Below are 26,605 nucleotides of genomic sequence, written 5' to 3'. Positions count from 1 at the left end.
CGATCAAGCCTCGAGCGCCCGCTCGATAAACCCGCCGCCGAGCACTTCATCGCCGCGATAAAAGACGCAGGCCTGTCCCGGCGTCACGGCGGGGCCGCCATCGATGAACCTAACTTCGGCGCGTCCGTCGGCTTCGAGATTAAATGACGCGGGAATCGCTGCGTGACGGTAGCGAATTTTTACTTCGACCATCGTTTCGCCGCGCGACGCGATCGATTCATCGACCATGCTGACGCGGCTTGCGATCAATCCCGCCGAATCGAGTTCACCGCGGCGCCCGACGACGACTTCGCCCGATTCGGCGCGAATTTCGCGCACGTACAGACGATCGCCGGTCGCGATTCCGAGCCCGCGGCGCTGGCCGACGGTGAAACGATGCAATCCGTCGTGCGAGGCGAGCGCCCTGCCCTCTGCATCGACGATTCGGCCGGTTCGAATCGCGGCGGGAGCGCTGTTGCGCTCGACGAAGCGCGCATAGTCGCCGTCGGGCACAAAACAAATTTCCTGGCTCTCGGGCTTGTCCGCGGTCGCGAGACCCAACTCGCGCGCGCGGGCACGCACTTCGGCCTTGGTCATATTGCCGAGCGGAAAAATCGTGCGTGACAATTCAGCCTGGCCGAGCGAGAAAAGAAAATACGATTGATCCTTGGCGTCGTCGGCCGCGCGCAGCAAATGAAACGTGCCGCGATCGTCGCGATGAATGCGTGCGTAGTGCCCGGTCGCGATATAATCGGCGTCGAGCGCGCGCGCCCGGCTCCACAACCGATCGAACTTGATCTCGCGGTTGCACATCACGCATGGATTCGGCGTTCGGCCACCCAGATATTCGGACACAAAATTGTCGATCACGCGGGCGTTGAAATCCGCGCGCAAATCGATCACGTAGAAGGGGAAATCCATCCGCTCGGCGACCCGGCGCGCATCTTCGAAGTCGTCGTGCGAGCAGCAAGTACCGCGGCGCTTCGCGATGTGCGTCGCGGGCTCCGATGCGAGACGCATCGCGATACCGACGACATCGTAGCCCTGCTCACAGAGCATTGCGGCGGCGACCGAACTGTCCACTCCGCCGGACATCGCGACGATCACACGCGCGCTCATCCTGCTCGCGCCTCGAGCGCAGGCTCGGCGGCCGCAACGCGCCGCCACACCCGCGGAATAATCTGCGCTGCCTGCTCGATTTCGTCCGCACTGGTATTCCAGCCGAGGCTGATTCTGAGCGAACTGCGGGCATCGGCGACGCTACGCCGCATCGCGAGCAACACGTGCGACGGTTCGACCGCACCCGCCGCGCACGCGGAACCCATCGATACTTCGACTCCTTCCAGGTCGAGCGCAATCAGCATGCTCTCGCCGAGCACACCCGGAAAAGTGAGATTCAGCGTGTTCGGGATTCTGCTCGACATCGAGCCGTTCAACTTCAAACCAGAAATCGCTTCGCCGAGACGCGAATACAGCGACGCAGCCAGCACCGCGATACGTGCTGACTCAGTTGCCATCGCATCGCGAGCCGCGTCGGCGACCGCGCCGAATGCGATCGCGCCGAGCAGATTCGGCGTGCCGGCGCGAAGTCCGTTTTCCTGCGGACCACCGAGCATCACCGGCGCGACGCGGGCGGCATCGCGGGTGTAAACCGCGCCGATTCCGGCTGGCGCGCCAAGCTTGTGCCCGCTGATCGTTATGAGATCGCATCCGAGCGCATCGACGTCGATCGGAATTCGCCCGGCCGCCTGGGCCGCATCGATATGAAAGACAGCGCCCGCATCGCGAACGTGGCGCGCGAGCTGCGCTAGATCCTGAATCGTTCCGACTTCAGAATTGGCGAGGCCGAGCGTCACCAGCGCCGTATTTCGATCGAGCGCTGCGGCAATTTGTGCAGGATCGATTCGGCCGTCTAAGTCGGGCGCGATGCGAACAGTCTCGAAACCGCGCCGCTCGAGTTCGTTCAGGGAGCCAAGAATCGACGAATGCTCGATCGCCGACGAGATCACCTTGCGGCGATTGCCCGCAGTGGCGATCGCGCCGAAGATCGCAAAATTATTCGACTCGGTACCGCCGCTGGTAAACACCATCTGCTTAGGCTGCGCGCCGATCAACGACGCGACCTGCGCGCGCGCCTGCTCGAGCATCCGTCGCGCGCGCTGGCCGCTGCGATGCGCCGAAGATGGATTCCCGTGCGCCTCTGCGGCGAAGCGCGCAATCGCGGCGGCCGCTTCGGGCCGAAGTGGAGCGCCGGCATTATGATCGAGATAAATCGCCATTGACCGTTTGATAGGTTAGCAGAGAACCATTTAACTTATCTCACCCGGAACAATGGAAAAAGGCGGGGTAGCAGGCGCGGTTCGCGCGAGCCGACCGGCGCCGGGGCGGAAGCTTCGGGAATCCACGCAAACGTGCGCGCCAACGTCGTTCGATTCCGGGTCGTTCGGAATCGAGCGAATTCTCGGCGGACGCCTAATCGAGAGCCCGCACGAATACGCGATGGGCGCCGGCTTCGGCCACAAACTGTAGCGTCAGACCTTGTTGGCGAGGATCTGTTCGGGCGTCGGTGGATGATGCTCGCTGACTTTGTCCTCGAGGCAATCCTGCCGCTCCTCGATTTCTTCCATCCGCGCGCCCATCCGATTGAGCTTCTCGACGACGTTGCTGATCGCGCGCGCGACCGGGTCGGGCAATTTCGCGTGATCGAGTTCCATCACTTCGTGGCGCGCGCTGTCGCCCTCGATGATTTTCCCCGGGATGCCGACGATGGTCGAATACGGCGGCGCTGACGACACCACGACCGCGCCCGCGCCGATACGGCTGCCCTCGCCGATTCGCACCGGCCCGATCACCGACGCGCCGGCGCTGACCATCACGTGATCTTCGAGCGTCGGGTGGCGCTTCTCTTTCTTTAGACTGGTGCCGCCGAGCGTCACACCCTGATAGATGAGGACATCGTCGCCGATTTCGGTAGTCTCGCCGATCACGACGCCCATTCCGTGATCGATGAACAGCCGGCGGCCGATTTTTGCGCCGGGATGAATCTCGATTCCCGTTATCCAGCGCGTTATTTCGCTCAGCAGCCGGCCGAGCAGCTTCAATTGATGCTCCCACAACCAGTGCGCGAGATGATGAAACCAGATCGCGTGCAGGCCGGGATACGCGAGCGCGACTTCGAGCCCGGTGCGCGCGGCCGGGTCGCGGTCGAACACCGCCTGGATGTCTTCCCTCATTCGGCTGATAACACCCATGCGCACGTGCCTCTTCTGGCGCCCGCGGGGAACTAGACCTTCGCCGCGGACACCTGGTTTATCGCAGCCGCCTTCGACCGCGGATGCGCGCCGTTGAGCTTCGGCGCAGCGGGTCTCGATCGCGGCTTCACGTTATCCTTGTGCAGCTTGTACTCGATCGAGTCAACCAGCGCCTGCCAGCTCGCCTCGACCACGTTGCTCGACAGCCCGACCGTGCCCCAGCGCCGCTTGCCGTCGGTCGATTCGATCAGTACGCGCACGCGCGCTTCGGTGCCGACGCCGTTATCGAGCACGCGGACCTTGTAATCGACGAGCTGCATCTTTTCCAGATTAGGATAGTACGGAACGAGCGCGGCGCGCAGCGCAGAGTCCATCGCGTTGACGGGACCGTTGCCGATCGCGGAGTTGCGGGTGCGCGCGCCGTCGGGCCCTTCAAGCACGATCACCGCCTCGCTGAACGGCGCCTGCTCCTCGTGCCATTTGTCGTCGAACACGCGAAAACTGACGAAGTTGAAATGCTCGCGCGTCATCCCGAGCGTCCTGAGCATCAGTAGTTCAAACGACGCGTCGGCGCCGTCGTAGGTATAGCCCTGCGCTTCGAGCCGCTTCAGCTCTTCGAGCAGCACGCCGATTTTCTCGTTCGAGGGATCGATCTGGAGCCCGAATTCCTTGGCCTTGTACACGATATTCGCGCGTCCCGAGAGCTCCGACAGCAGCACGCGCCGATCGTTGCCGACCAGCTCCGGATCGAGATGTTCATAGGTTTTCGTGTTGCGCTGGATTCCCGAGACGTGCAGGCCGCCCTTGTGTGCGAACGCGCTCCGGCCAACGTAAGGTTGTCTCGCGAACGGCGTGATATTCGCCAGCTCGTACACCAGCCGCGATACTTCGCGGAGAGTTTTCACCTTGGCCGGCGGCACGCAGTGATAGCCGAGTTTGAGCTGCAGATTCGCGATGATCGAAATCAGGTTCGCGTTGCCGCATCGCTCGCCGAAGCCGTTGATCGTGCCCTGCACCTGAACCGCGCCAGCATGCACACCGGCCAGCGTGTTCGCGACCGCAACCTCCGAGTCGTTGTGGCAATGAATCCCGATCGGACAATTTACTGCTGCGCGCGCGGCCGTTACTGCGGCTTCGATTTCATGCGGCAGCCGTCCGCCGTTGGTATCGCAGAGCGCGATCAGCGTGACGCCCGCGTCATCGACGGCGCGCAGGCATGCCAGCGCAAACTCGGGATTCGCGAAGTAGCCGTCGAAAAAATGCTCGGCGTCGAAGAGGGCTTGATCGAAATTTTTCTTCAGGAACGCGATCGTATCGTTCAGAATTTCGAGATTTTCCTGATTGCTGATTCTGAGCGCCTCGCGCACGTGCAGATCCCAGGTCTTGCCGACCACCGTCGCGACCGGAGTTTCGGCTCGCAGCAGCAGTTGCAGGTTGCGATCCGCCGCCGCCTTGATGCCGGCCCGCCGCGTCGAGCCGAACGCCGCGATCTTCGCGTGCCTGAGCTTGCTCTTTTTGATTTCCTTGAAGAACGCCGCGTCGCGATCGTTCGATCCCGGCCATCCGCCTTCGACGTAGTCGATTCCGAGTTCGTCCAGCCGCTCGGCGATAGTGACCTTGTCCTCGACTGTCAGCGAGACGTCTTCCGATTGGCATCCGTCGCGCAGCGTCGTGTCGTAAACCTGGATATGTTTGGCATCCGCCATCGAACTAAACCGTCTCCGCCGGCGCGGCATTCGCGGCGCCGTTGATAAACGCGTCGTGCAGCGCACGCATCGCGAGTTCGCCGTATTTGGAATTCACCACCACCGAGACTTTGATCTCCGAGGTCGCAATCATCTCGATATTGATCCGTTCGTTGGCGAGCACCTGGAACATCCGCGCCGCGACGCCCGCGTGCGAGCGCATCCCGAGTCCGACCACCGACACTTTCGCGGTCTGATCTTGATGCCGCACGCCTGCCGCGCCAATTTCCTCCGCGACGCGGCGCGTCAGATCGAGCGTGCGCTGCAAATCCTCGCGTCCGACGGTGAACGTCATGTCGGTGCGCCCGTCGGCGCTGGCGTTTTGAATGATCATATCGACGACGATTCCCGCCTCCGCGATCGGGACGAAAATTCGCGCCGCCAGTCCCGGCCGATCCTCGACCCCGGCGATCGTAACCTTGCTCTGGTTCTGATCGAGCGTTACGCCCGAAACGAGTACGTCTTCCATCGACTTATCCTCCTGGCCGACCCAGGTTCCTTCCGCTTCGTTGAAACTCGAGCGCACGACCAGCGGTACGTTGTAGCGGCGCGCGAGTTCGACCGATCGAAGCTGCAGCACTTTCGCGCCGAGTCCCGCCATCTCGAGCATCTCGTCATAGGAGATTCGGCCGAGCTTTTGCGCCTTGGGACAAACTCGCGGATCGGCGGTATAGACGCCGTCCACGTCGGTGTAGATTTCGCACGCGTCCGCTTTGAGAGCGGCCGCCAGCGCCACCGCAGTCAGGTCCGACGCGCCGCGCCCGAGCGTCGTGATATCGCCTTCCGAGTTCACGCCCTGGTAACCGGCGACTACGACGATGCGCCCGCCGTCGAGCGCGCGTTTCACCCGATCGCAATGCACTGATTTGATTCGCGCGCGGCCGTGATTCGAGTCGGTCGCGAGATTCATCTGAAAGCCGAGAAACGAAACCGCCGGGTAGCCGAGCGATTGCAACCGAATCGAGAGCAGCGCCGCCGAGACCTGCTCGCCGGTCGCGACCAGGACATCAGTCTCGCGCACATCGGGCTGTTCGCAGAGTTCCGACGCGAGCTTGAACAGCCGATTGGTTTCGCCCGCCATCGCCGAGACGACGACCACTAATCGATCGCCGCGATCGCGCGACTTCGCGATCCGCGCAGCGACTGCCTTGATTCGGTCGATCGATCCGACCGAGGTTCCTCCGTATTTTTGAACGATCAACGCCAACGAAAATGCACCTTCAGTACGAAAAATCGAAGTAAACGAACATTATGTCCGGAAGTGGAGGCGCAAACCAAGCCCTCGCGGGGCCGGTGCGGTCGCCTGAGCGCCCGCGGGCTCAGGAGAATCGAGTTTTCAGCTTGGTAATAATCGACGCGTGGCGCACGTCGGCGGCGCTGAATTCGATTCGGCGGGCGTTCGCGCCGGCATAGCTGATTCTCACCGAGAGCGATTCGAGTCCGCTCGAACCGCGCAAGCGCTCGAACCATTCGACCGCGGCGATACCGTCGGAAAACAGGTATTCGCGGAGGCCTAAGTCGTCGAGGCCCGCTTCCTCGAGGCGGTACAGATCGATGTGAAAAAGCGGCAGGCGCCCGCGATGCTCCTGGATCATCGTGAAGGTCGGGCTCAGGATATCTTCCTCGCGCAGGTTGAGCCCGCTCGCGAGCCCCTTGATGAAGCAGGTCTTGCCACTGCCGAGGTCGCCGATCAGCCCTAGCAACTCGCCGCCTTCGAGCAGTGAAGCGAGGCGCCGTCCCCACGACTTGGTTTCGTGCGGCGAGCGGCTTTCGATCACGAACGTGAAGCTCGCGCTCTCTGTCGCGGCATCGACCATCGAACCTAACTTACCACAACGGAGTTAACGCGCAATTGCTTCGATCGCCGCGGGCAACTCGTCGATCAAGTCACCGGTGATGTAGCCGACGCGACCGATCCGCGCGGCGACTCGATCGGCCGCATAGCCATGCAGAAACACGCCGAGCGCAAGTGCATCGAGCGGTGCGCGCGGATTCGCGGCGGATCGCGACTGCGCGAGCAGCGCGCCGACGATTCCGCAAAGCGCGTCGCCCATCCCGGGCGTGGACATGCCGGGATTCCCCGACGAGTTGATCAAAACGATACCTTGCAACGATGCGATCACCGACCTCGCGCCCTTGATCATCACGCATGCGCCGGTTCGTTGCGCGATTCTCCGCGCCGCCGAAATGCGATCGCCGTTCACCGCGGCGGTGCTTTCGCCGAGCAGTCGCGAAGCTTCCCCCGGATGCGGCGTGAGCACGATCGGGCCGCGCGCGCGCCGCGCAAAATCGCATCCAATTTCGGCGAGCGCGTTCAATCCGTCCGCATCGATCAGAATCGGCAGGTTCGGCTCCGACGCTTCGGTGATTAGCCACTCGATTAGCAACTTCGTATCGTCGCTGACTCCCATTCCCGGCCCGACGATCAGCGAGTCTTTGCCCTTGACGATTATTCTCAAAGCATCGATTGCGTGCGCGCCGTCGAAATGGCCGTCGCGATCTGCGATCGCCTCGGTCATCAGTTCCGCCTGCCCCGCCGCGACGATCGGCTGAACTGTTTGCGGTACGGCGGCGGTGACAAGGCCTGCGCCAGTCCGCAGCGCCGCGCGCGAGGCGAGCAGCACCGCGCCCGACTTGCCGCGGCTACCCGCTATCACCAGCGGATGCCCATACATACCCTTGTGCGAATTTTCGGGCCGTCGACGAATCAGCGGGCGGACGTCGCCCGCTTCGATAAATCGTCCTTGCGGTGCGATTTCATCGAGCGCTCCTTTCGCGAATCCGATATCGATGATCCTGAGTTCGCCGCTCGCGCCCGCGCCTGGATAGGATACGTGGCCGAATTTTGCGAAGCCGAATGTCACCGTCAGCGCCGCCTGGACCGCGATGCCCATCACCGCACCCGTGTCGGCATTCACGCCTGAAGAAATATCGACCGCGACGATCGGAACTTCGAGCGAATTGATGATCGAGATCGCGCGATGCGCGATGCCTCGTACTTCTGCATTCAGGCCGGTGCCGAAGATCGCATCGATCACAGCGCTGGGCCGCGGTTTGAACGCCGCCTCGAGCGTCGATTCATCGAGCGCTTCTATAACTGCGCCGCCCCCTTCGCGAAAATCCCGGTATGCCCGCGCCGCGTCACCCTTCAGATCTGCGCCACGCCCGAGCAGAATCGCACGCGCGTTGAATCCGGCCTCGCAGAGTCGCCGCCCCGCGACGAACCCATCGCCGCCATTGTTGCCTTTGCCCGCGACCACCATCACGTCGGCGATCGATTCGGAAAATTTCTCGACCAGCGCGTCGGCAACGCTTTCGCCGGCGCGCGTCATCAACAGGTACGAGTCGATGCCGTACGTTTCCTGGCTGATGCGATCGAGTTCGCGGCTTTCGGCGCCATTGAGCAGAATCATCGATTCAACCTGTCGCGCCAAATCTTAGCAGAGCGACTCGAATTCGGCGCGTGATAGTGCTTGGATCATCGCGCTCTGATACTTTTCGATCGCGCAATCACACCGCTCTGACGACCGCAACGATGATCCGGCTCAGCGTCAATCTCAACAAAATCGCGCTGCTCAGAAATGCGCGCGGCGGCAAGCGTCCGAGCGTGCTCGACGCGGCCACGGCCTGCATCGCCGCCGGATGCCACGGCATCACGGTTCATCCGCGGCCCGACGCGCGCCACATCACGCGCCAGGACGTGCTCGACCTGGCCGCGATGCTCCCGGTCGAATTCAACATCGAAGGATACCCGAGTCCTGAGTTTCTCAAGCTCGTGCGAAGCGTCAAGCCGGCGCAAGCCACGCTGGTGCCGGACCCGCCCGATGCGCTCACTTCAAGCGCCGGCTGGAAACTGACCGAAGGCGGCGATTGGCTGCGCGACGTGCTGCAAAGCCTGCGCGGCGAAGGGATTCGAACCAGCCTCTTCATGGAGCCGGAGCCGCCTCAGATCGAACGCGCGCGCGAACTCGGCGCCGATCGCATCGAACTCTACACCGGGCCGTATGCCGAGGCGTTCGGCACCGCCGAAGGAGAATCGATCTTGCGGGCGCATCGCGAGGCGGCGCGCTTTGCGAGAAGCATCGGACTGGGCATCAACGCCGGCCACGATCTCGATCTGAAAAATCTCCCGGCCTATGCGAAAGCGATTAGAGGATTGCAGGAAGTCTCGATCGGCCACGCGCTCATTTGCGACGCGCTCTACATGGGGCTGACGCGCGCCGTCAAGGCGTATCTTAAGGCGCTCGGCTCGACGCCGCGAACGACACGGACGAAGCGCTCGAAGCTCAAACGCTAGCGATCGATCCGCTCAGCGCGCGCCCGCGTGATGCTTGATCGCGTCGCCGATCTCGTGCGCGATAGTCTTGATTTGCGCGGCGTCCTCGCCCTCGACCATCACTCGCGCCAGCATCTCCGTGCCCGAGTATCGCACCAGGAGGCGGCCGTTGCCTGCGAGCCGATGCTCGGCGTCTTCGATCAACCGCTGCACCTTTGGCATCTCCGCGAGCGGCACGCGATCCTTGACCGGCACGTTTTCCAGCACCTGCGGTACGCGATGCATCGCGCGCAGTTCGCTCAGCGGCTTGCCACTCTCCGCCATCTGCGCCAGCACCAGCATCGCGCTGATCAGCCCGTCGCCGGTGGTCGAATGATCCATCAGGATGACGTGGCCGGATTGTTCGCCGCCGAGATTGTACGAATTCTGCCGCATCTCGCGCGCTACCGCCGGATCGCCGACCTCGGTGCGCACCAGCTTGAGTCCGGCCTCGCGCAACGCCAGTTCGAGTCCGAAATTGCTCATCACGGTGGCGACGACAGTGTTGCCGGCCAGCCGCCCCTCCGCCGCCATGCTCCGCGCGAGCAACGCCATGATGTCGTCGCCGTCGAAAACTCCGCCGCGCTCGTCGATCAACATCACGCGGTCGCCGTCGCCGTCGAGCGCGATTCCGACGTTGGCGCCGTCGGCGATCACCTTTTTCCGGATCGCGTCGAGATGAACCGCGCCGCAATCGAGATTGATATTCTTCCCGTCGGGATCGACCGCCATAGGCAGCACGTCGGCGCCGAGTTCTTCGAGCGCCTCAGGACCGACCCTGTAGGCCGCGCCGTTGGCGCAATCGATCGCGATCTTGAGGCCCTCGAACGTGAGCGAACGCGGCAGGCAGTTCTTCAGGAATACCAGGTAGCGGCCGAGCGCGTCTTCGATTCGCGCCGCCTTGCCGATATCGTCGGCGCGCGCGCGATACTTGCCGAGTTCGCCGTCGTCGAACACCAGGTCCTCGATCCTGCACTCGGTTTCGTCGTCGAGTTTGAATCCCTCGCGCGAGAAAAATTTGATCCCGTTGTCCTGAAACGGATTGTGCGACGCCGAAATCACGACGCCCGCGTCCGCGCGCATGCTCCGCGTAAGAAATGCGATCCCGGGCGTCGGCAGCGGCCCCACCAGCCACACGTCAACGCCCATCGAGCAGATGCCCGATTCGAGCGCGGTCTCGATCATGTAGCCCGACAGCCGCGTGTCCTTGCCGATCAGGATCCGGCGATGGCGTCCGCGCGAATTGCGGAACACGAACGCGAGCGCGCGGCCCAACCGCAGCGCGGTCTCCGACGTCATCGGTTCCTGGTTGGCGACGCCGCGCACGCCGTCGGTGCCGAACAGTTTATGATGGATGTTGCTCATCGGCGCTAATCGTCAGCCTCTCGCGATAAACCCGCAGTCTAACTTTGTCGGGCGATTGATGCACCAACTGCATCCCGTCCGGCAACGCGATCTGCAGCGGCAGCTCATGCGACCCTGGCATCATGCCTTTTGCATCGACGTATGCGATTCCCTTCGCGTCGAGGCTCGAGAGCTTGAGCCTCGGCCCGCGAATCGTCAGCGTCGCCTGCTTCGGATCGACGCGAAATCTGTAATCGGGATCCTTCACTTCCACCTTCACCCCTTTAAACTCACGATCGGCGATCTGCTCGCCGACTTCCACGCGCGCCTCGACCCGCGTGACCGAGTAGCGGACCGCCGGATTCCAGCCCGCGAGTTCGATCGAGCGCTCGATGTCGGCGCTAAGTCCCTTGACGTCGAAGGGCTGCGTCTCGACCTGCGTCACTTGCGATACGTAGCGGCCCGGGCCGTTGATCGACACCGTCGGCGGACGAACCTCGACCGCCGAAATCTTGAATCCATCCGCGACCTTCCCTTCGAGCGCAACCTTCACCGGCACGTCGCGGCTGACCAATCGATCGATATCGAGCGAAAGCTGATCGGGCGAGATGCGCGTAACGCTGGTCTGGCGCGGCACATTGAACATCGCGGGGTAAATTTTGAAATCGGATTGGCCCGGCGCGACGCCGCGCAAATCGAGGCGCAGCGACAGGCGCTCCGGCTCGAGCAGCGAAAGCAGCGTGCGCGGCCCCGCGACTTCGATCGTCACGAAATCCGGCGGATGGTTCATGATCGCCAACCCGGCCGGCAGCGAGCGATAACTGATCGGCACGGTCAGCGGCATCACCGAACCGCGCTCGCCGGCATTGACGAAAACCCACAGCCCGATCGCAAGCGCGATCGAAAGCACGCGCAATCCCGTCTCGCTGAAACGGAAAACTCCGCCGCGGCCGAGTCCGATCCATTTTTTCAGATTCGCGATTCGCATCGTGATGACAATCGTCGCCGCTCGATTCGCGCTACGCCGGCAATCTGCGGAGCGTCGCCAGCACCTCGGACGCCTCCAGCCCGCGCCGCAGCAATCCGCCGCGCGCAATCGAGATCGTGCCGTCCTCCTCCGATACCACCAGCACCACCGCGTCCGTGTCCTCGGTCATGCCGATCGCCGCGCGATGCCGCGTGCCGAGCGACAGGCTCACGTTGGGATTGCTCGACAGCGGCAGCAGACACGCCGCCGCCAGAATCTGCGATCCATCGATGATCACCGCGCCATCGTGCAACGGCGATCCACGCATGAAAATCGTCTCGAGCAATTCCGGCGATACCCTCGCGTCGAGCGTGCGCCCGCTTTCGACGAAATCGCCCAGCCCGTCGTCCTGCTCGATCACGATTAACGCGCCGATCCGCCGCGCGGCAAGCCACGCGACCGCAGTCGCGATTTCATCCGATGCGGCCGCCGCCGCCGCACGCGGACTCAGAAATGATCGGGCGCCCACGCGGGTCAGCGCGCGTCGAATATCGGCTTGAAAAATAACCACCAGGATTACGAACAACGAACTTAGAAAACTGTTCAGCAGCCAGTTCAGCGTGAAAAGTCCGAGCACCTGCGATGAAACAAACGCGACGCCCACCACCACCATCCCGACCACCATCTGCATCGTGCGCGTGCCGCGAATCAGGATCGCGATGCGGTAAATCACGTATGCGACGATCACCACGTCGAGCAGATCCTGCCAGCGCGGCGGCGGTATCATCGGGATGTAGTTATGCATGATGCCTGTAGCGGCCGCCGCGTCCGCTAAGCGCCGCCGCCATCTTCACCGTCGCGAGCGCGATTGCCGGTTCGTGCACGCGCACAATCGACGCCCCTCGCGCAATCGCGATCGCATTCACCGCGGCGCTCCCGTACTCCAGTTCCGCCGCCGAATCTCCCGCAATCCTGCGCACGAACCTCTTGCGCGATGCGCCGATCAACACCGGAAAGCCGAGCGCGCAAAGCTCCGGCAAATTGTCCAACAGCTTCAAATTATGGTCGGCGTTCTTCGCGAATCCTAGACCCGGATCGACAATGATGCGCGATTTCGCGATGCCCGCCGCGATCGCCGACTGCGCGCGCTCGCCCAGATATTGCACGACCTCCCGCACCACGTCGCGATACCGCGCAAACCTGACATGATCCTGCGCACTGCCCCGCATGTGCATCAGGACGACCGCGCATCTTTCCTTCGCCGCGAGCCGCGCCATCTCGAGATCGCCAGTCAGCGCCGTGATGTCGTTGATTATCGACGCGCCGGAATCCAGCGCCGCGCGGGCGACCGCGCTCCGCCGCGTGTCGATCGATATCGGCACCCGAAGGTTAGCCCCAAGCTTTGCGAGCACCGGCAGGATCCGCTCGAGTTCCACCTCCAGCGGCACCTCGCGCGCGCCGATCGGCCGCGTCGATTCACCACCGACGTCGATTATGTCGGCGCCCGCCGCTTCCATCTCGAGACCGCGCGCCACCGCCCGCTCAGGATCGAGGTAGCGCCCGCCATCCGAGAACGAATCGGGCGTGACGTTGAGCACGCCCATGATTGCGGGAAACTTGATGACGCGGCCGTCGCGGAGTTTCAGTTGCGACGGCAGCTCGCCCAAAACAAACCGCCCGCGTGACGAATCAGGCGAGCGGCTGTGTGTTAGACTCTTCGACATCCGCGAGCTTCGTATCTGTCCGCGCCCGCGAAACGCGTGGACCGATCAGGCGAGAACCGGCTTGGGCGGCAATCCCGGCACCGCAGTCCCTTCTTCGACCCGTTTTTCCTTGCCGATATCGGGGCCCGGACGCGGCGGCAGATCATTCCGAACTGGCGCCAGCGACGGCGGCATCGGCCGACCTTCCTTGAACGCCAGCGCCATCGATTCTACTTCGACGCCGTCGAGCACTTCCTTCTCGAGCAGACGCTCCGCGACCGCATGCAGCAACGGCAGATGGTCCGAGAGAATTTGCCGCGCCTTCTGATACGCATCCTCGACGATCTTCCGAATTTCCCTGTCGATCTCGACCGCGGTGTGCTCCGAGTAGTCCTTGTGCTGCGCGAAATCGCGGCCCAGGAATACTTGCTCCTCGTGTTTGCCGAACGTCATCGGGCCGAGTTCCTTGCTCATGCCCCATTCGCAAACCATCTTGCGCGATAGCTCAGTCGCCTTTTCGATATCGTCGCCGGCGCCCGTCGTCATGTGCCCGAAGATCAACTCTTCGGCGACGCGCCCGCCGAACATCATCGCAAGCCGCGTCATCAGGTAGTCGCGCGAGTAGGTGTAGCGATCGTCGAGCGGCAATTGCTGCGTCACGCCGAGCGCCATCCCGCGCGGAATGATCGTCACCTTATGCAGCGGATCCGCGCCGGGCATCAGCACCCCGACCAGCGCGTGGCCGCCCTCGTGATAAGCGGTATTCTTGCGCTCCGCCACCGAAAGCACCAGCGAGCGCCGCTCCGCGCCCATCATCACCTTGTCTTTGGCGAGTTCGAAATCGCCCATATCGACCTTGTCCTTGTTGCGGCGCGCCGCCAGCAGCGCAGCCTCGTTCACAAGGTTTTCGAGATCGGCGCCCGCGAAGCCCGGCGAAGAACGCGCTAGCTTGGTAATATCGACGTCGTCACCGAGCGGAACTTTGCGAGTGTGTACCTTGAGGATGCCCTCGCGCCCTTTCACGTCGGGACGCGGCACCACCACGCGCCGGTCGAATCGGCCCGGCCGCAATAGCGCAGGATCGAGCACGTCTGGACGATTGGTCGCCGCGACCAGGATTACGCCCTCGTTCGCTTCGAAGCCGTCCATCTCGACCAGCAACTGATTGAGCGTCTGCTCGCGCTCGTCGTGCCCGCCGCCGAGACCCGCGCCACGATGACGCCCGACCGCGTCGATCTCATCTATAAAGATGATGCATGGCGCGTGCTTCTTGCCCTGCACGAATAAGTCGCGCACTCGCGACGCGCCGACGCCAACGAACATCTCGACGAAATCCGAACCTGAAATCGAGAAGAACGGCACGCCTGCCTCGCCTGCGATTGCGCGCGCCAACAGCGTCTTGCCCGTTCCGGGAGCGCCGACCAGCAGCACGCCCTTCGGGATTCGTCCGCCGAGGCGGGTGAACCGCTTGGGGTCGCGCAGGAACTGGATTATCTCCTCGAGCTCGTCCTTGGCCTCGTCGATTCCGGCCACGTCGGCAAAAGTAATTTTGTGCGTATTTTCAGTCAGTAGCTTGGCGCGGCTCTTGCCAAACGACATCGCCTTGCCGCCCCCAATCTGCATCTGGCGCATGAAGAATATCCACAGCGCCGCCAGCACCAGCACCGGGAACCATTGCACCAGCGCGACCATCCACCACGGGTCGCCTTCCGCCGGTTTCGCCTCGATCTTCACGCCCTTGGCGCGGAGCGTCTTCACGAGGTCGGGATCCTCCGGCGCGTAGGTCTTGAAATGCTCCCCGGCCGAACCCTCGCCCTTGATAAGGTTGCCCTGGATCGTCGCTTTGGCGACCTGCCCTTTCTCAACCTGGTTGAGGAAGTCCGAGAAAATTATTTCAGGCTCACGGGGCTGCTGCCTGCTGAAGATGTTGAACAGCAGCAGGAACATCAGTCCCAGCACTAGCCATAGCGCAATACTGCGAGAAAACTGGTTCATGCTATTTTGACGCTATCACGCTCGTTAATAAGCACGCAATGTTGCTCCGCTACGCCTTTGTTTCATGCGATTCGATTCGCAAAACCGTTTCCGTCGTGATGTCGATTGGCGCCTGGGTTCCCCGCATCAACCCCGGAATCCACACGGGTTCGCCGCGCATCGTGATGATCGGATAACTGCTCCGCCGAGTCCGCGGCATTTTCCGATCGATAAATACGTTTTTCACCTTTTTGACGCCTGTCATGCCGAGCGGCCGAATCCGATCGCCCGGGCTGAAATTTCGCACCATCAAGCCTGATTCTCCGATCGCGCCCGCATCGAACATCGCGATTGACGGACTCGCCGGCAGCCGCGCATCCGTTACGGACATCGTCGAGGCCTGAAAAACGAAACCCGCCGCATCGACGATCGTCGCGCCCTCAAAACACAACGCTACTGAATAATCTAACGACGATTTTGGCTTCGTGTCGGTCAGCCGCAACAGATTATATTCGCGGCAGGCTCGCCATCGGTTCGGCAGGTCAATCGAATCGCTCGGCCCGCCTTCGATCGCAAGCCGCATGATCGCATCGATATGCACGCGGCCGAACCGGCGGAGATCGCCTACCTGCTCGCCGATGAAGTTGCGAATCACCGCCGCCTGCACCGCGCGATGGAGCCCGCCGAAGTGCGCGATGTCGAGCGCGTCGCGTCCCGCTCGCATCGAGTCGATCTCGCGCGACGCGATCGCCGTAACCAATTCGTCGAGCGAGCGCATCTCGGCGGCCAGTTCGACCAGCCGTTTGCCAACCCCGATCGCGTACTCGCCTTCCAGCAGCGGGATCAGTTCGTTTCTGATTCGATTGCGCAAAAAAATCGGCGACGAGTTAGTCGCGTCTTCGATGTAGGCCAAATCAAGCTCGCGGAGATAGCCGATAATGTCGGCGCGGCTCAGCGCCAGCATCGGGCGAATCAGACGGCCGGGGCCGCGCTCCGACATTGCGCCGAGTCCGGATGCGCCCGCTCCGCGAATCAATCGCATCAGCACCGTTTCCGCCTGATCGCCGCTGTGATGCGCGAGTGCGATATGCTCCGCCCCGAGCGCGTCCGCCGCACGATTCAAAAAGTTGTGGCGAGCCTCGCGCGCACGCTCCTCGAGATTCGAAGATCCCGCATCGAGTCCGGCGGCGCGCTCAACGATCAACTCGACTCCGATTCCAGCGCACATCTCGCGCACGAAATTTTCATCGCGATCGGATTCGGCGCCGCGCAATCGATGATTCAGATGGGCTGCCGCGATCTGCCCGCCGAACTGCCCGCGCAACTCGATCATCGCATGCAGCAGCGCGGTCGAATCCGCTCCGCCGGAGACTCCGATTACGATCTTCGCGCCATGCTTAATCGGAATGCGCTTCAGCGCCGTCGCGATCGCCTGATGCACGATCGCGGCGTGCTTTCGTGATCCATCGTCGCGGCTCGCCGATCTGCTCCGGCCAATCCGACTGGATTTGTTCTCGCGGGTGGGCACCCAAACAGGCTATTCCGGCGGGCCGAACGCATCAAACCCGCTGCGGCGCCGTACTGGTTACGACTTGAACGCCGGGATAACTTCCTCGGCGAAGCGCTGCACATCGTCGATGAAATACGGCGCCATCATCATGAAGATAAAGTGCGTGACGCCGGCTTTCGTGTAGCGATCGATCGTCTCGAGACATTCGTCGCGCGAGCCGATCATCATCTGGCGGCGCACCTGCTCCGGTGACGACTGGCTCATCGCGGCGATAAGCCCGCTCATCGCGTCCTGGCGCTCCTTGGGTGCGCCGTAGCAGAGCGCGATCATCACCGTCTTTTCGATTTCATCGGTGTCGCGCCCCACGATATCCCCATGCCGATCGATCACTCCGATCAGTTGCGCCATCTTCTCCGCGCTCGCGTTGGGGAGATTCCACATATCGGCATGTTTCGCGACCAACTTGAGCAACACCTTCTCGCCCTGGCCGCCGATCATGATCGGCGGATGCGGCTTCTGCAGCGGCTTGGGATTGCAGAACGCGTCGGTCACATCGTAGTGGCGCCCGTGCAGCGTGGTTTTGTCCTGCGTGAACATCCCCTTGATGATTTGGATCGATTCATCCAGCGCCTGCAGACGGCCGGGAATCGTCTTGAAGTCGATTCCGAAACTTCGATGCTCCAGCTCGAACCATCCCGAACCGACGCCCAGATTCAGGCGCCCGCCGCTCACCTGGTCGAGCGTCGCAGCCATCTTCGCCAGCACGCAAGGATTGCGATAGGTGTTGCCGGTGACGAGCGCGCCGATTCGTGCGCGTTTGGTTTGCTGGCTTAGCGCGCTCAGCGCAGTCCACGCTTCCAGGCAGGGACCGCTCGGGTCAGGAACGAAGATTGGATAGAAGTGATCGAACGTCCACAGCGAGTCGTAACCCCATTCGTCGGCCTTGCGCCACAGATCGCTCAGTTCGCTCCACTCGACATGCTGCTGTCCGGTCTGAATTCCAAATCTGATTGGATGAGTCGGCATCGACGTCCCCTACCGTCTAATCCAAAGCGCCCTTCGCGCGCATCGCATCCACTTCCGCCTTGCTGTAACCGAGCAGAGTCGTCAGCACCTCGTCGGTATGCTGCCCCAGCGTCGGCGCCGCCGATCGCACCTCGCACGGCGTGCCGCTCATCCGCCACGGAATCCCGCAGTGCTGTTGCACCCCGACCTCCGGATGCTCCCGATAGACGAAGTAACCGCGCGCGTTCAGATGCGGGTCCTCCGAGATGTACTTGTTGTCGGCGCAAGCGCCCGCCGCGACACCCGCTGCCTGCAACGTCTCGACCACGTCTGCGACTCTGCGCGTCGAGGTCCACTCCGTAATCACCGCCTCGAGCGCATCTTCGTTCTGCTTGCGCGCCGCGAGCGTCTTGAACCGCGCGTCACTAGCCAATCCCGGTTTACCTAATGCACTAGCCAGTCGCGCCCATTCAGCGTCATCGGCACATACTATCGATACCCATTCGTCGATAGTCACATCCAATACCTTTTCCGGCAAATCGAGACACTTGAATATTCCGTGCGGCGCCATCATCGGATCGCGATTGCCGTTTCGTTCCGGCTCCCGCCCGTTCATCGTGTATTCCAGAATCCCTTCTGCCAGCAGGTCCATCGCGCATTCCCACTGGCTCATGTCGATATATTGCCCTTCGCTGGTCTTCGCGCGATGAAACAGCGCCGCGATAATCGCGAACGCGCCGTGTATTCCCGCACTAGGATCCGCATAGCTAAATCCCGCATGCATCGGCGGGAACCCCTTATAGCCAGTCAGCGCCGATAGTCCCGAGAGCGGGACCTGCGCCGGCCCGTATGCAACATACTTACTATACGGCCCGGTGTCGCCGTAGCCGGATAGCGACGCCATCACCACGTTGGGATTCACTTTCCTGATCGCTTCGTAGCCGAAGCCCATCTTCTCGATCACGCCCGCCGCGAAATTGTTGATCACGACGTCGGCGCGCTTGATCAATCGCCACGCCGCCTCGTGCGCCTCGGGATGCTTGAAATTCAGCGACAGCGATTTCTTGCCCTGGTTGTATTGATTGAAGTAGCCCGACTTGTTGAGGCTGTCGAATTTCCCATCCGGCCACGGCGGCAGCATCCGCGTCACGCATGGCCGATTCTTGGTCTCGATCCTGATTACCTCGGCCCCCAGATGCGCCAGTTGCAGCGTGCAATACGGCCCGGCCCACACCCATGTAAAATCGCAAACCTTGATTCCCGATAGCGGCGGCTTGGCCATGACTAGATCACACCTTTGCGCTTGAGTTCACTCTGCTTCGATTCCGATATTCCGAGCTTGCCGAAAATTTCGCCATTATGCTGGCCTAGCGTCGGCGCCGGCCGCTTGATCTCCCACGGCGTGCGACTGTACTTGAGCGGCGCGCCCGGATACTTGTGCGTCCCCGCCACCGGCTGCGCGATCTCGACGAAAAATCCGCGCGCCTTCAGATGCTCCGAACTGAGCAGGTCGCCCATCGTCGAGACCGGCGCGAACGGCACCCGCTTCGCCTGCGCCTTGCGATACAAATCGAGCACCGTCTGCTGGCCCACCCATTCCTGCAGCAGCACCTTCAGCACGTCCCAGTTGAGCGCCCGCTTCAATCGATCGCCGAAAATCTCCTCGTCCGCCCACTCCGGATTGCCCATGATCTCGACGAAGCCGCGCCACTGATGCTCCTCGATACAGCACAAGTAGATGTAGCCGTCCTTGCACTCCATCGTCTCGACCGGCTGCAGCGGCTTCTGCCCCAGCCGCGTCGCGATCATCTTCATGTAGGGCCAATACTCGAACGTCATCTCGAGCATCGACGTGATCGATTCCTGGCACGACACCTCGATATGCTGACCCTCGCCGCTCTGAATTTGCGCGAACGCCGCCGCGACTGTCGCCGTCGCGCCCGCCACGCCCCCTTGGTATCCCGCCTGATGCCCCGCGGTTTTGAGCGGCGGCAATTCCGGATGCCCCGGGCTGCCATTCAGCACGCAAACTCCGCCCGCCGCCCACACCGTTAAATCCTCAGCGCGATAATTCCGATACGGCCCGCTGAGCCCGAACGGCGTGATCGACGTCATGATCAATTTCGGACTCACGCCGCGCATCCGCTCGTAGGTGAACCCGATTCGATCCATGTCAGGCGGCGCGACGTTGTGAATCAGGATGTCAGCGTCGGCGGCGAGCTTCTCGAGCAACTCGAATCCTTCCGGCTGCGCGATATCGAGCGTGACGCCGCGTTTGTTGGTGTTGAGATAGAGAAAAAGCCCGCTCTTCTCCGGATGCGACTGGTCGCCGGGGAACGGCCCTCGCGTACGCGTCCGATCGCCGATTCTTGGCCGCTCGACCTTAATAACGTCGGCGCCCATGTCCGCCAGCAACTTGCTGCAATACGGCGCCGACACCATCTCGCCCACTTCAACAATTTTCAGACTTGATAATGCGCCTGCCATCGAAGCTCCATGTCACTTCTTTTCTTGTCATTCTGAGAGCCTGTGATTTTTTTGTCCGTGCGAACTTCTGTCATTCCCGCGCGTGGCCGCCGCGCGAGGAATCCCGGCTCCTGTTCCTTCTTCTATCACCCGCGCCGTCCCCCCTCGATCATCCTCGCCTCTGTTGTTCTGAGCGCAGCGAGAAATCCCGGATCCGGGATCCCTCGTCGCTACGCTCGCTCGGGATGACACGGAAACCGCTCCGCACACTCTCTTGTCCGCTGCCGGAGTCGAAGGATCCCTTCCTCTCACTCCGGGAACACCTGCCGGAACGGCTTCACCTCGACTCGCTCGAACACGCCCTCCGTGAAGTATGGATCGCGCTGCGAAAATTCGATCGCCGCCGCCTCCGTCTCCACGTCGATCACGATCAGGCTCCCGCTGCCATCCGTGAATGGCCCCGCGAGCCGCACCTTGCCCGCCGCGACGTACGGCCTCAGATGCTCCAGATGCACCGGCCGTACCTTTGGCCTCAGCGCCGCGCCTTCCGGTCCGTCATATCCGATAATCGCGAACAGCATTACAGCTTTTTTCCTTCTCGATTTCTCGTTACTTAGCACGCTCAGACTTCACCTCCCAACCACTCCGCCCGCCTTGCCTAACGGCCACGACGCATTCACAATAGCCACCGCCTGATGCCGCCTGATCGAAAGGATCAAATGCTCCAACGCCGCACCTCGATTCCCCCGACGCTCGCACTTCTCGCCCTGCTTTCACTGCTCCCTGCTTGTGGCTCGATGCAGCCTCCGCCGCCATCGCCGCAGCAGAAGTCGCAGACGATGGGCGAGATGCTCTCCGCCGCGGGCTTCCAGATGGTACCCGCCGACACCCAGGAAAAGCAGGAAAAACTCGCCAGCGAGCTGCCCCTGCAAGTCCAATACACCGTCGGCCGCCACGGCAAGATGCACTACTGGATGGCCGATCCGTACGACTGCAAATGCATGTACGTCGGCGGCGAGCAGGCCTATCAGCGCTACGAGAAGATCAAGCTCAACGAGCAATTCCAGGCGAAGGAAGATCGGGTCGCGCAGCAGGAAGCAGAAGCGGGCCAAATCGAGGAAATGGACCAGCAGGAAGAGATGTTCAATCCATACGGCGGCTTCGGCTACATCGGCCCCGATTACTATTGGTGAGATCGGAAAGGCCGGCGGCGCATCTCGATTGCCGAGCCTCGAACGCCTCGGCTTTCATGCTAAAGTCGTATCGCGTCAATTGAGTTCAGCCACGCGATGACGAGGAACTTCATAATTGTCTGATTCCCCGATCAAACCATCCGCCGGCGCCGCGCCGCGGCCAAGCTGGGATCAGTACTTCATGACAATCACGCGCGAGGTCGCGGAGCGTTCGACCTGCCTGCGCGCGAAAGTCGGCGCCGTGATCGTGCGCGATCGAAGTATCCTCGCGACCGGCTACAACGGCTCGCCCGCCGGCCTGCCGCATTGCACCGAAGTGGGATGCCTGATTTACGAATCGCGCACGCCCGACGGCGAGCTCGAGCAGAACTGCTATCGCACCATCCACGCCGAGATAAACGCGATCTCGCAGGCCGCGCGCAACGGCGTCGCCATCCGCGACGCCGATATCTACGTCACGCACACGCCCTGTATCCATTGCCTGAAGGTGCTGATCAATACTGGCGTGCGGCGGGTCTATTATGGCCGCGAATACAAGCTGCACACCGTCGCAGAATTGTTGAAGCCATCGCACATCGAGCTGGTGCAGGTGCCGGAGCTGGCCGCAGGAGCAAATCAATGACGCCGACCGACGCTGCCGCTCAGCAGTGCGGAATCTGCGCGATCATTGATCGCGTCAAGGCCGGCGCGTTCCGCGATTTCGTCGCAGAGCTGCCCGGATGCTACGTCACTCTGGGCGATCGCCAGTACTATCGCGGCTACTGCGTGCTGCTATCGAAAATACACGCGACCGAGTTGTACTTGATGACCGTCGAGGATGCGCGCGTCCTCTTCGATGAACTTCGTCTCGTCGCCGAGGCGATCGCGGCGGTCGTCAAGCCGTGGAAGATGAACTACGAATGCCTGGGCAATTCGGAGCCGCACGTCCATTGGCATCTTTTCCCCCGCGACGAAAGCGATGAACAGCGCCGCGGCCCGATCTGGACGCGCGCCGAATCGGAACAGAAGGTCGAGCTGCAAGAAAACGATCGAGGCGCGCTGATCGCATCGCTGCGCAATGAAATCGCCGCCCGCTTCCCCGGCGCGATTCTCGCGCGCTAGCAAGTTCCGCACGTCGCTACTGCGCGCTCGCCCCCCGAGCGTCGGGTTTGACCACGTCGTAGATCGCCCGCAGCAGCGTCGCCTTGTTGACCGGCTTGCTCACGTGCGCGTCGCATCCCGCCATCCGCGTCAGGCGGACTGCTTCGCTGAACACTGACGCGGTCAGAGCGATTATTGGCGTGGGTGCGCGATTGTGCGCGCGCTCCCAGTCGCGAATCGCTCGCGTTGCCGCGTAGCCATCGACTTCCGGCATCTGGATGTCCATCAGCACCAAGTCGTACCCGCCGCCGATGAACGCATTGATGGCTTGCCGGCCGTTTTCGACTTCGTCGAGACGATAGGAAGTCTTCTTCAGGAAGGCGCGGACCAGCAGCCGGTTGTCGCTCGAATCGTCGGCAAACAGAATTTTGAGCGGTCGCTCAACGATCGGTGGCGGACCGGCGCCGTTTCCGGCGTCCGCAGGCTTATGCGGCAGTTGCAAAGTGTTGCACGGCGCTTGCTCGCTCCCGCTCGCCATCACGCGGCCGATCGCTTTGGCAAGTTCGCTCAGCTCGACCGGCTTCACCAGGTAGTTTTCGAGCTTCATCGATCGCAGCCGCGAAATATCGGCGGCTAGATTGTCGCAGCGAATCATCGCGATGATCGACGCGCCGCACTGCGATGCCGCCGCGATCAACTGCGACGGCTCGCGAGGGTCCGGCGAAGGAATCCGGTCGTCAAGCAGGATGATGCGCGGTGACCGTTTCGCGGCGCAGGCTTCCCTGATTTCGATCAGGCAAGCCGCATACGATGCGGCCTCGATGACGCTTGCGCCCCACCCGCTCAGCATCTCACGCAGCACCGCGCGCGCGGTTTGATTGTCATCGACGACCAGCACCGGCATCTGCGCCAGGGCGGGCCACTCAATCTCAGCCGGCGGGTTGAACTGGTGCTCGAAGAGCGACGTGAAGCTCAAGATACTGCCCTTGCCGACTTCACTCTGTAACGCAACTTCGCCTTGCATCAGGCTGACCAGGCGCTTGACGATCGCCAGTCCAAGGCCGCTGCCGCCGTACTTCCGCGCGGTCGAGGAATCAGCCTGCGAGAAGGCGGCGAATAAGGAAGCAAGCTTGTCTTTGGCGATTCCGATTCCGGTGTCGCGAACGCTGAATTTCAAGCGCAAAAGATCCCACGGCGTGGAATCGCGCTCGACTGAGACCATCACCTCGCCGCGCTCGGTAAACTTGATTGCGTTGCCGATCAGATTGATCAACACCTGTCGTAGCCGCAGCGGATCGCCTACCAGCGCAGTCGGGACGTCGGGCGCGATGCTCACGATCAGCTCCAGCCGCTTCGCGTGTGCGCGGATCGCCAGCGTCTGCGCCGACTTTTCGATGACGTCGCGCAAGTCGAAATCAACGTGCTCCAGCGTCAGGCGCCCGCTCTCGATCTTGGCGAGATCGAGGATGCTGTTGATCAGGTCGAGCAGCGCATTCCCGTTGTTGCACAGGATCTCGATATAGCGGCGCTGCTCGTCGTTGAGTTCTCCTTCGGCCAGCAGCTCGGCCATCCCCAGGATCGCGGTCATCGGAGTGCGAATCTCGTGCGACATGCTGGACAGGAATTCCGATTTGGCGCGCGACGCAGCCAGTGCCGCCTCCCGCGCCGCGACCAGTTGGCGCTCGGTCTCCTTCATAGCCGTGATATCGCGAGCGATGCCCGCGACGCCGGTAACCTTGCCCTGCGAATCGCGGATCGGAAAAATATTTACCGCCGAAACGAACGGAGTGCCGTCGCGTTTGCGCGCGTGCTGCTCCCACCAGGACGGCTCGCCGGTCTCGGCCACGCGCCGCGTGGTGGCCATCGCTTCAGCAAGTTGGTCGGGGGCCACGATCAGATCGACGCCCTTTCCGATCGCCTCCTCAGCCGTGTAGCCGTACGCTTTTTCCGCCGCCGGGTTCCATGTGATGATCTTCGCCTCCGACGAAAGGTTTATTATCGCGGCGTCGGAGGATTCGACGATCGCTGCGAGCAGCGCCTGCTCGCGCTCGGCGCGTTTGTGTTCGGTGACGTCGCGCAGGATTGAGGAAACGCCCAGCAGCTTGCCGCCGCGATCGTAAATACCAAACAGAGTCATCGAGATCTCGATGACGGCGCCATCCTTTTTCAGCGCCGGACCCTCGAAGTTGATGACGCGGCCTCGATTGGCCTCGATCTCCCCAACCATGGCTACCGCAAGCTCGCGCTTGTCGGGAGGGACGATCAGCAGGAAACGTTGGCCGATTGCTTCGGCCTGCGTATAGCCGAACAGCTTCTCAGAGTAGTGGTTCCAGGCGGTGATCATCCCGTCGAGCGACACGATCATGATCGCGTCGCCGCTCGATTCAAACATCGCGGCCATCAGCGCCCGCTCGCTCTCGATCTGTTTCAGGTCACTGATGTCCCGCGCGAAACTGATTATGCTCTCGACCCTGCCTTCGGCCGTGACCACCGGCATGTCGATAATATCGAGGCGCCGGTAATTGCCTTTGAGCGTAAGCAAGTCCAATTCAAAGCGAATCGTTGCGCCGCGCGCGAGATGTGCCGCGACATCCCGAATCTTTTCCGGTTCCATCGATCCCAACGAGTAGATGTTCGTCCCGATCAACTCGTCTTCGTCGGCTTCCAGAAGCTTTAGCGCGGTTGGATTGACCTTCAGGATCGTACCGTCGGGTCCGTAGAGCAGCGCCGCCTCGGGCACCAGATTGAGGCTGACTTCGAACCCTTCGGCTTCGCGCGGCTGGGCCGGCCGATCGGGCAGCACTCGGACCGACAGTTCATGCTCTTGCTCAGTTGTCATAACTGGCCCTGGCGGCTGCGGGTCGAGCGCGATCCCCGCGCCAGACCGGCTCACAATGGACACGCCGCGGTCAGCCACAGCTCGTTACCGCTCAATCTATTTTGCGCGGCGAACTCGAAGTCGTACTTCACAGAAATGTGGACCGCGACGTTCCAGATTTTGACCGTGACGCCGCCGAGCGGCCCCAGCGCGATCACGCGACCCTTGAACGGCCCGAATTCGGCGCCGCTCCCCGTATCGGCCGTGGTCTGCTGCAGCGCATAACCGGCCATGCCTAGCGTTATGCCGCGCGGCAGATGCTGCGCCAGCAGGAAGTCGGCGTGAAACTCGTCGCCGCTCCAATAGTGCGTCGAGGTGTTAGGGCTGTTGATCGTGTAGCCAATGAACGCCGACGCCTGCCGGCCCGTCTCTTCGTCCATCCACGTCATGCCGACATCCGGTTCAACCGACCATCGGTTGAGACCCAGGTCGATGATTCGATGGCGCTCGTAACTGCCGGTCGGCGCATACAGCATCAGGGAGTGCATCAGGTGGAAACGTCCAAAACTCCAGCCTAGCAGCCACGGCGACACGATCAGGTCGCCCAAGCCGAACACGGTGTCGGTCTGGCGCTGCTGATGGCCGGCCGGTCCCGCGCGCAGCGTTTGATCGGCCAGCCGGGTCTGCACGATCGCGCCAAATGCCCAATACGAGCCGAGAATCCGCCAGCCCGTGACGTGCGCGCCGAACAGGGCGTCGGTGTAGGTCACCGTATGCGCGTGGACCTGGATGCGCCCGTTGGCGGTGGTGGCGTCGGCCCTCGCGTCCTGGAAGAGCGTGAAGTTCTTCAGGATCGTCGCGCCCGGCGGCGCCAGGTAGCCCGCGAACATGTCCATGATCCCCGTCCGATAGGTGCTGACGCCGTACTCGGACGCGAACGAGCGCTGATTCGACGCAAGCATCACGACGAGCCCGATCCCCATGACCGCAGACCGGGCTGCGTCATGATTGCTCGCCCACCTTTGACGGAGAAGTTGCATCTGCGACTGGAAGGGTCAGCAGCAACTTCGATGCCGAACTCTATTGCGCGATCGAGTGCAGATCGAGGCACTGGATTCCAAATCGATGGCTGGATAGGTCGATCATCGGACACTGCATCGATGCGATTGTTCCAATCTGACACGCCATGCAGCAGCATTCGCGGATCGCTTGCTAACAATGAGACACTCCGGTCGAACCAGTGATTTCCGAAACG

Annotated in this window: 23 protein-coding genes; 4 read left to right on the top strand and 19 right to left on the bottom strand. The window is 62.2% G+C overall.

The features are described from left to right. Positions 1–3 precede the first annotated feature (3 nt). The 7 genes from mnmA to Q7S58_RS20740 form a co-directional block, all read right to left on the bottom strand. Positions 4–1,098 (bottom strand): tRNA 2-thiouridine(34) synthase MnmA, encoded by a 1,095-nt coding sequence (gene mnmA, locus Q7S58_RS20770; RefSeq protein WP_304830571.1) that lies wholly within the window; start codon positions 1,096–1,098, stop codon positions 4–6. Continuing rightward, positions 1,095–2,258 (bottom strand): cysteine desulfurase family protein, encoded by a 1,164-nt coding sequence (locus tag Q7S58_RS20765; RefSeq protein ID WP_304830568.1) that lies wholly within the window; start codon positions 2,256–2,258, stop codon positions 1,095–1,097. Before Q7S58_RS20765 ends, mnmA begins: the two co-directional genes overlap by 4 nt. A 252-nt stretch (positions 2,259–2,510) precedes the next feature. Next, positions 2,511–3,230 (bottom strand): serine O-acetyltransferase, encoded by a 720-nt coding sequence (gene cysE, locus Q7S58_RS20760; protein ID WP_304830566.1) that lies wholly within the window; start codon positions 3,228–3,230, stop codon positions 2,511–2,513. A gap of 32 nt (positions 3,231–3,262) precedes the next feature. After that, on the bottom strand, positions 3,263–4,936 hold the full coding sequence (gene cimA, locus Q7S58_RS20755) for a citramalate synthase (RefSeq protein WP_304830564.1): 1,674 nt from the start codon (positions 4,934–4,936) through the stop codon (positions 3,263–3,265). A 4-nt stretch (positions 4,937–4,940) separates the two neighbouring features. After that, positions 4,941–6,182, bottom strand: coding sequence for an aspartate kinase (locus tag Q7S58_RS20750; RefSeq protein ID WP_304830562.1), 1,242 nt, complete (start codon positions 6,180–6,182; stop codon positions 4,941–4,943). A 112-nt stretch (positions 6,183–6,294) separates the two neighbouring features. Next, positions 6,295–6,792 (bottom strand): tRNA (adenosine(37)-N6)-threonylcarbamoyltransferase complex ATPase subunit type 1 TsaE, encoded by a 498-nt coding sequence (gene tsaE / locus Q7S58_RS20745; protein WP_304830560.1) that lies wholly within the window; start codon positions 6,790–6,792, stop codon positions 6,295–6,297. A 24-nt stretch (positions 6,793–6,816) separates the two neighbouring features. Next, positions 6,817–8,388: an NAD(P)H-hydrate dehydratase gene (locus tag Q7S58_RS20740; protein WP_304830558.1), complete on the bottom strand. Its 1,572-nt coding sequence runs from the start codon at positions 8,386–8,388 to the stop codon at positions 6,817–6,819. A gap of 122 nt (positions 8,389–8,510) precedes the next feature. On the opposite strand from Q7S58_RS20740, the gene Q7S58_RS20735 reads away from it, so the two are divergent. Beyond that, entirely contained in the window at positions 8,511–9,272 is a 762-nt protein-coding gene (locus Q7S58_RS20735; protein ID WP_304830556.1) for a pyridoxine 5'-phosphate synthase, read from the top strand. Positions 9,273–9,284: 12 nt separating this feature from the next. On the opposite strand, the gene glmM is transcribed toward Q7S58_RS20735, so the two are convergent. From glmM to Q7S58_RS20685, 10 genes are all read right to left on the bottom strand, one after another. Continuing rightward, positions 9,285–10,655, bottom strand: a complete 1,371-nt coding sequence (glmM, locus tag Q7S58_RS20730; protein ID WP_304830554.1) for a phosphoglucosamine mutase — start codon at positions 10,653–10,655, stop codon at positions 9,285–9,287. Continuing rightward, positions 10,636–11,622, bottom strand: coding sequence for a YbbR-like domain-containing protein (locus Q7S58_RS20725; RefSeq protein ID WP_304830551.1), 987 nt, complete (start codon positions 11,620–11,622; stop codon positions 10,636–10,638). The genes glmM and Q7S58_RS20725 overlap by 20 nt, the downstream gene beginning before the upstream one ends. A gap of 31 nt (positions 11,623–11,653) precedes the next feature. After that, positions 11,654–12,406: a diadenylate cyclase CdaA gene (cdaA, locus tag Q7S58_RS20720; RefSeq protein ID WP_304830549.1), complete on the bottom strand. Its 753-nt coding sequence runs from the start codon at positions 12,404–12,406 to the stop codon at positions 11,654–11,656. Further along, positions 12,399–13,268: a dihydropteroate synthase gene (gene folP, locus Q7S58_RS20715; protein WP_304830547.1), complete on the bottom strand. Its 870-nt coding sequence runs from the start codon at positions 13,266–13,268 to the stop codon at positions 12,399–12,401. Before folP ends, cdaA begins: the two co-directional genes overlap by 8 nt. Positions 13,269–13,370: 102 nt before the next feature. Further along, positions 13,371–15,299, bottom strand: a complete 1,929-nt coding sequence (ftsH, locus tag Q7S58_RS20710) for an ATP-dependent zinc metalloprotease FtsH (RefSeq protein WP_304830545.1) — start codon at positions 15,297–15,299, stop codon at positions 13,371–13,373. Positions 15,300–15,348: 49 nt separating this feature from the next. Beyond that, a complete protein-coding gene (tilS, locus tag Q7S58_RS20705) occupies positions 15,349–16,719 on the bottom strand; it encodes a tRNA lysidine(34) synthetase TilS (RefSeq protein WP_304830543.1) in 1,371 nt (456 codons plus the stop codon). Between the two features lie 144 nt (positions 16,720–16,863). Next, a complete protein-coding gene (locus Q7S58_RS20700) occupies positions 16,864–17,814 on the bottom strand; it encodes an LLM class F420-dependent oxidoreductase (protein WP_304830540.1) in 951 nt (316 codons plus the stop codon). Positions 17,815–17,830: 16 nt separating this feature from the next. Beyond that, a complete protein-coding gene (locus tag Q7S58_RS20695) occupies positions 17,831–19,075 on the bottom strand; it encodes a CaiB/BaiF CoA-transferase family protein (RefSeq protein WP_304830538.1) in 1,245 nt (414 codons plus the stop codon). Between the two features lie 2 nt (positions 19,076–19,077). Continuing rightward, positions 19,078–20,280 (bottom strand): CaiB/BaiF CoA-transferase family protein, encoded by a 1,203-nt coding sequence (locus Q7S58_RS20690; protein WP_304830536.1) that lies wholly within the window; start codon positions 20,278–20,280, stop codon positions 19,078–19,080. A 287-nt stretch (positions 20,281–20,567) separates the two neighbouring features. Then, on the bottom strand, positions 20,568–20,840 hold the full coding sequence (locus Q7S58_RS20685) for a YciI family protein (protein WP_304830534.1): 273 nt from the start codon (positions 20,838–20,840) through the stop codon (positions 20,568–20,570). Between the two features lie 138 nt (positions 20,841–20,978). Here Q7S58_RS20685 and Q7S58_RS20680 point away from each other — a divergent pair, with 138 nt between their 5' ends. From Q7S58_RS20680 to Q7S58_RS20670, 3 genes are all read left to right on the top strand, one after another. Continuing rightward, positions 20,979–21,452 carry a hypothetical protein gene (locus tag Q7S58_RS20680; RefSeq protein WP_304830532.1) on the top strand — a complete coding sequence of 158 codons (474 nt, stop codon included), beginning with the start codon at positions 20,979–20,981 and terminating at the stop codon, positions 21,450–21,452. A gap of 115 nt (positions 21,453–21,567) precedes the next feature. Then, a complete protein-coding gene (locus Q7S58_RS20675) occupies positions 21,568–22,074 on the top strand; it encodes a dCMP deaminase family protein (protein ID WP_304830530.1) in 507 nt (168 codons plus the stop codon). Beyond that, positions 22,071–22,553 carry an HIT family protein gene (locus Q7S58_RS20670; protein ID WP_304830527.1) on the top strand — a complete coding sequence of 161 codons (483 nt, stop codon included), beginning with the start codon at positions 22,071–22,073 and terminating at the stop codon, positions 22,551–22,553. The genes Q7S58_RS20675 and Q7S58_RS20670 overlap by 4 nt, the downstream gene beginning before the upstream one ends. A gap of 16 nt (positions 22,554–22,569) precedes the next feature. On the opposite strand, the gene Q7S58_RS20665 is transcribed toward Q7S58_RS20670, so the two are convergent. Both Q7S58_RS20665 and Q7S58_RS20660 read right to left on the bottom strand, forming a co-directional pair. Then, complete coding sequence (locus Q7S58_RS20665) at positions 22,570–25,371, bottom strand: PAS domain-containing hybrid sensor histidine kinase/response regulator (protein ID WP_304830525.1); 2,802 nt, start codon at positions 25,369–25,371, stop codon at positions 22,570–22,572. Positions 25,372–25,421: 50 nt separating this feature from the next. Beyond that, positions 25,422–26,333 (bottom strand): transporter, encoded by a 912-nt coding sequence (locus tag Q7S58_RS20660; RefSeq protein ID WP_304830523.1) that lies wholly within the window; start codon positions 26,331–26,333, stop codon positions 25,422–25,424. Between the last annotated feature and the right edge of the window lie 272 nt (positions 26,334–26,605).

Source organism: Candidatus Binatus sp. (assembly GCF_030646925.1).
In the GTDB taxonomy this organism is placed as follows: domain Bacteria; phylum Desulfobacterota; class Binatia; order Binatales; family Binataceae; genus Binatus.
Note: the sequence above shows the minus strand (reverse complement) of the source record. Positions and strands in the feature narration are given on the sequence as shown.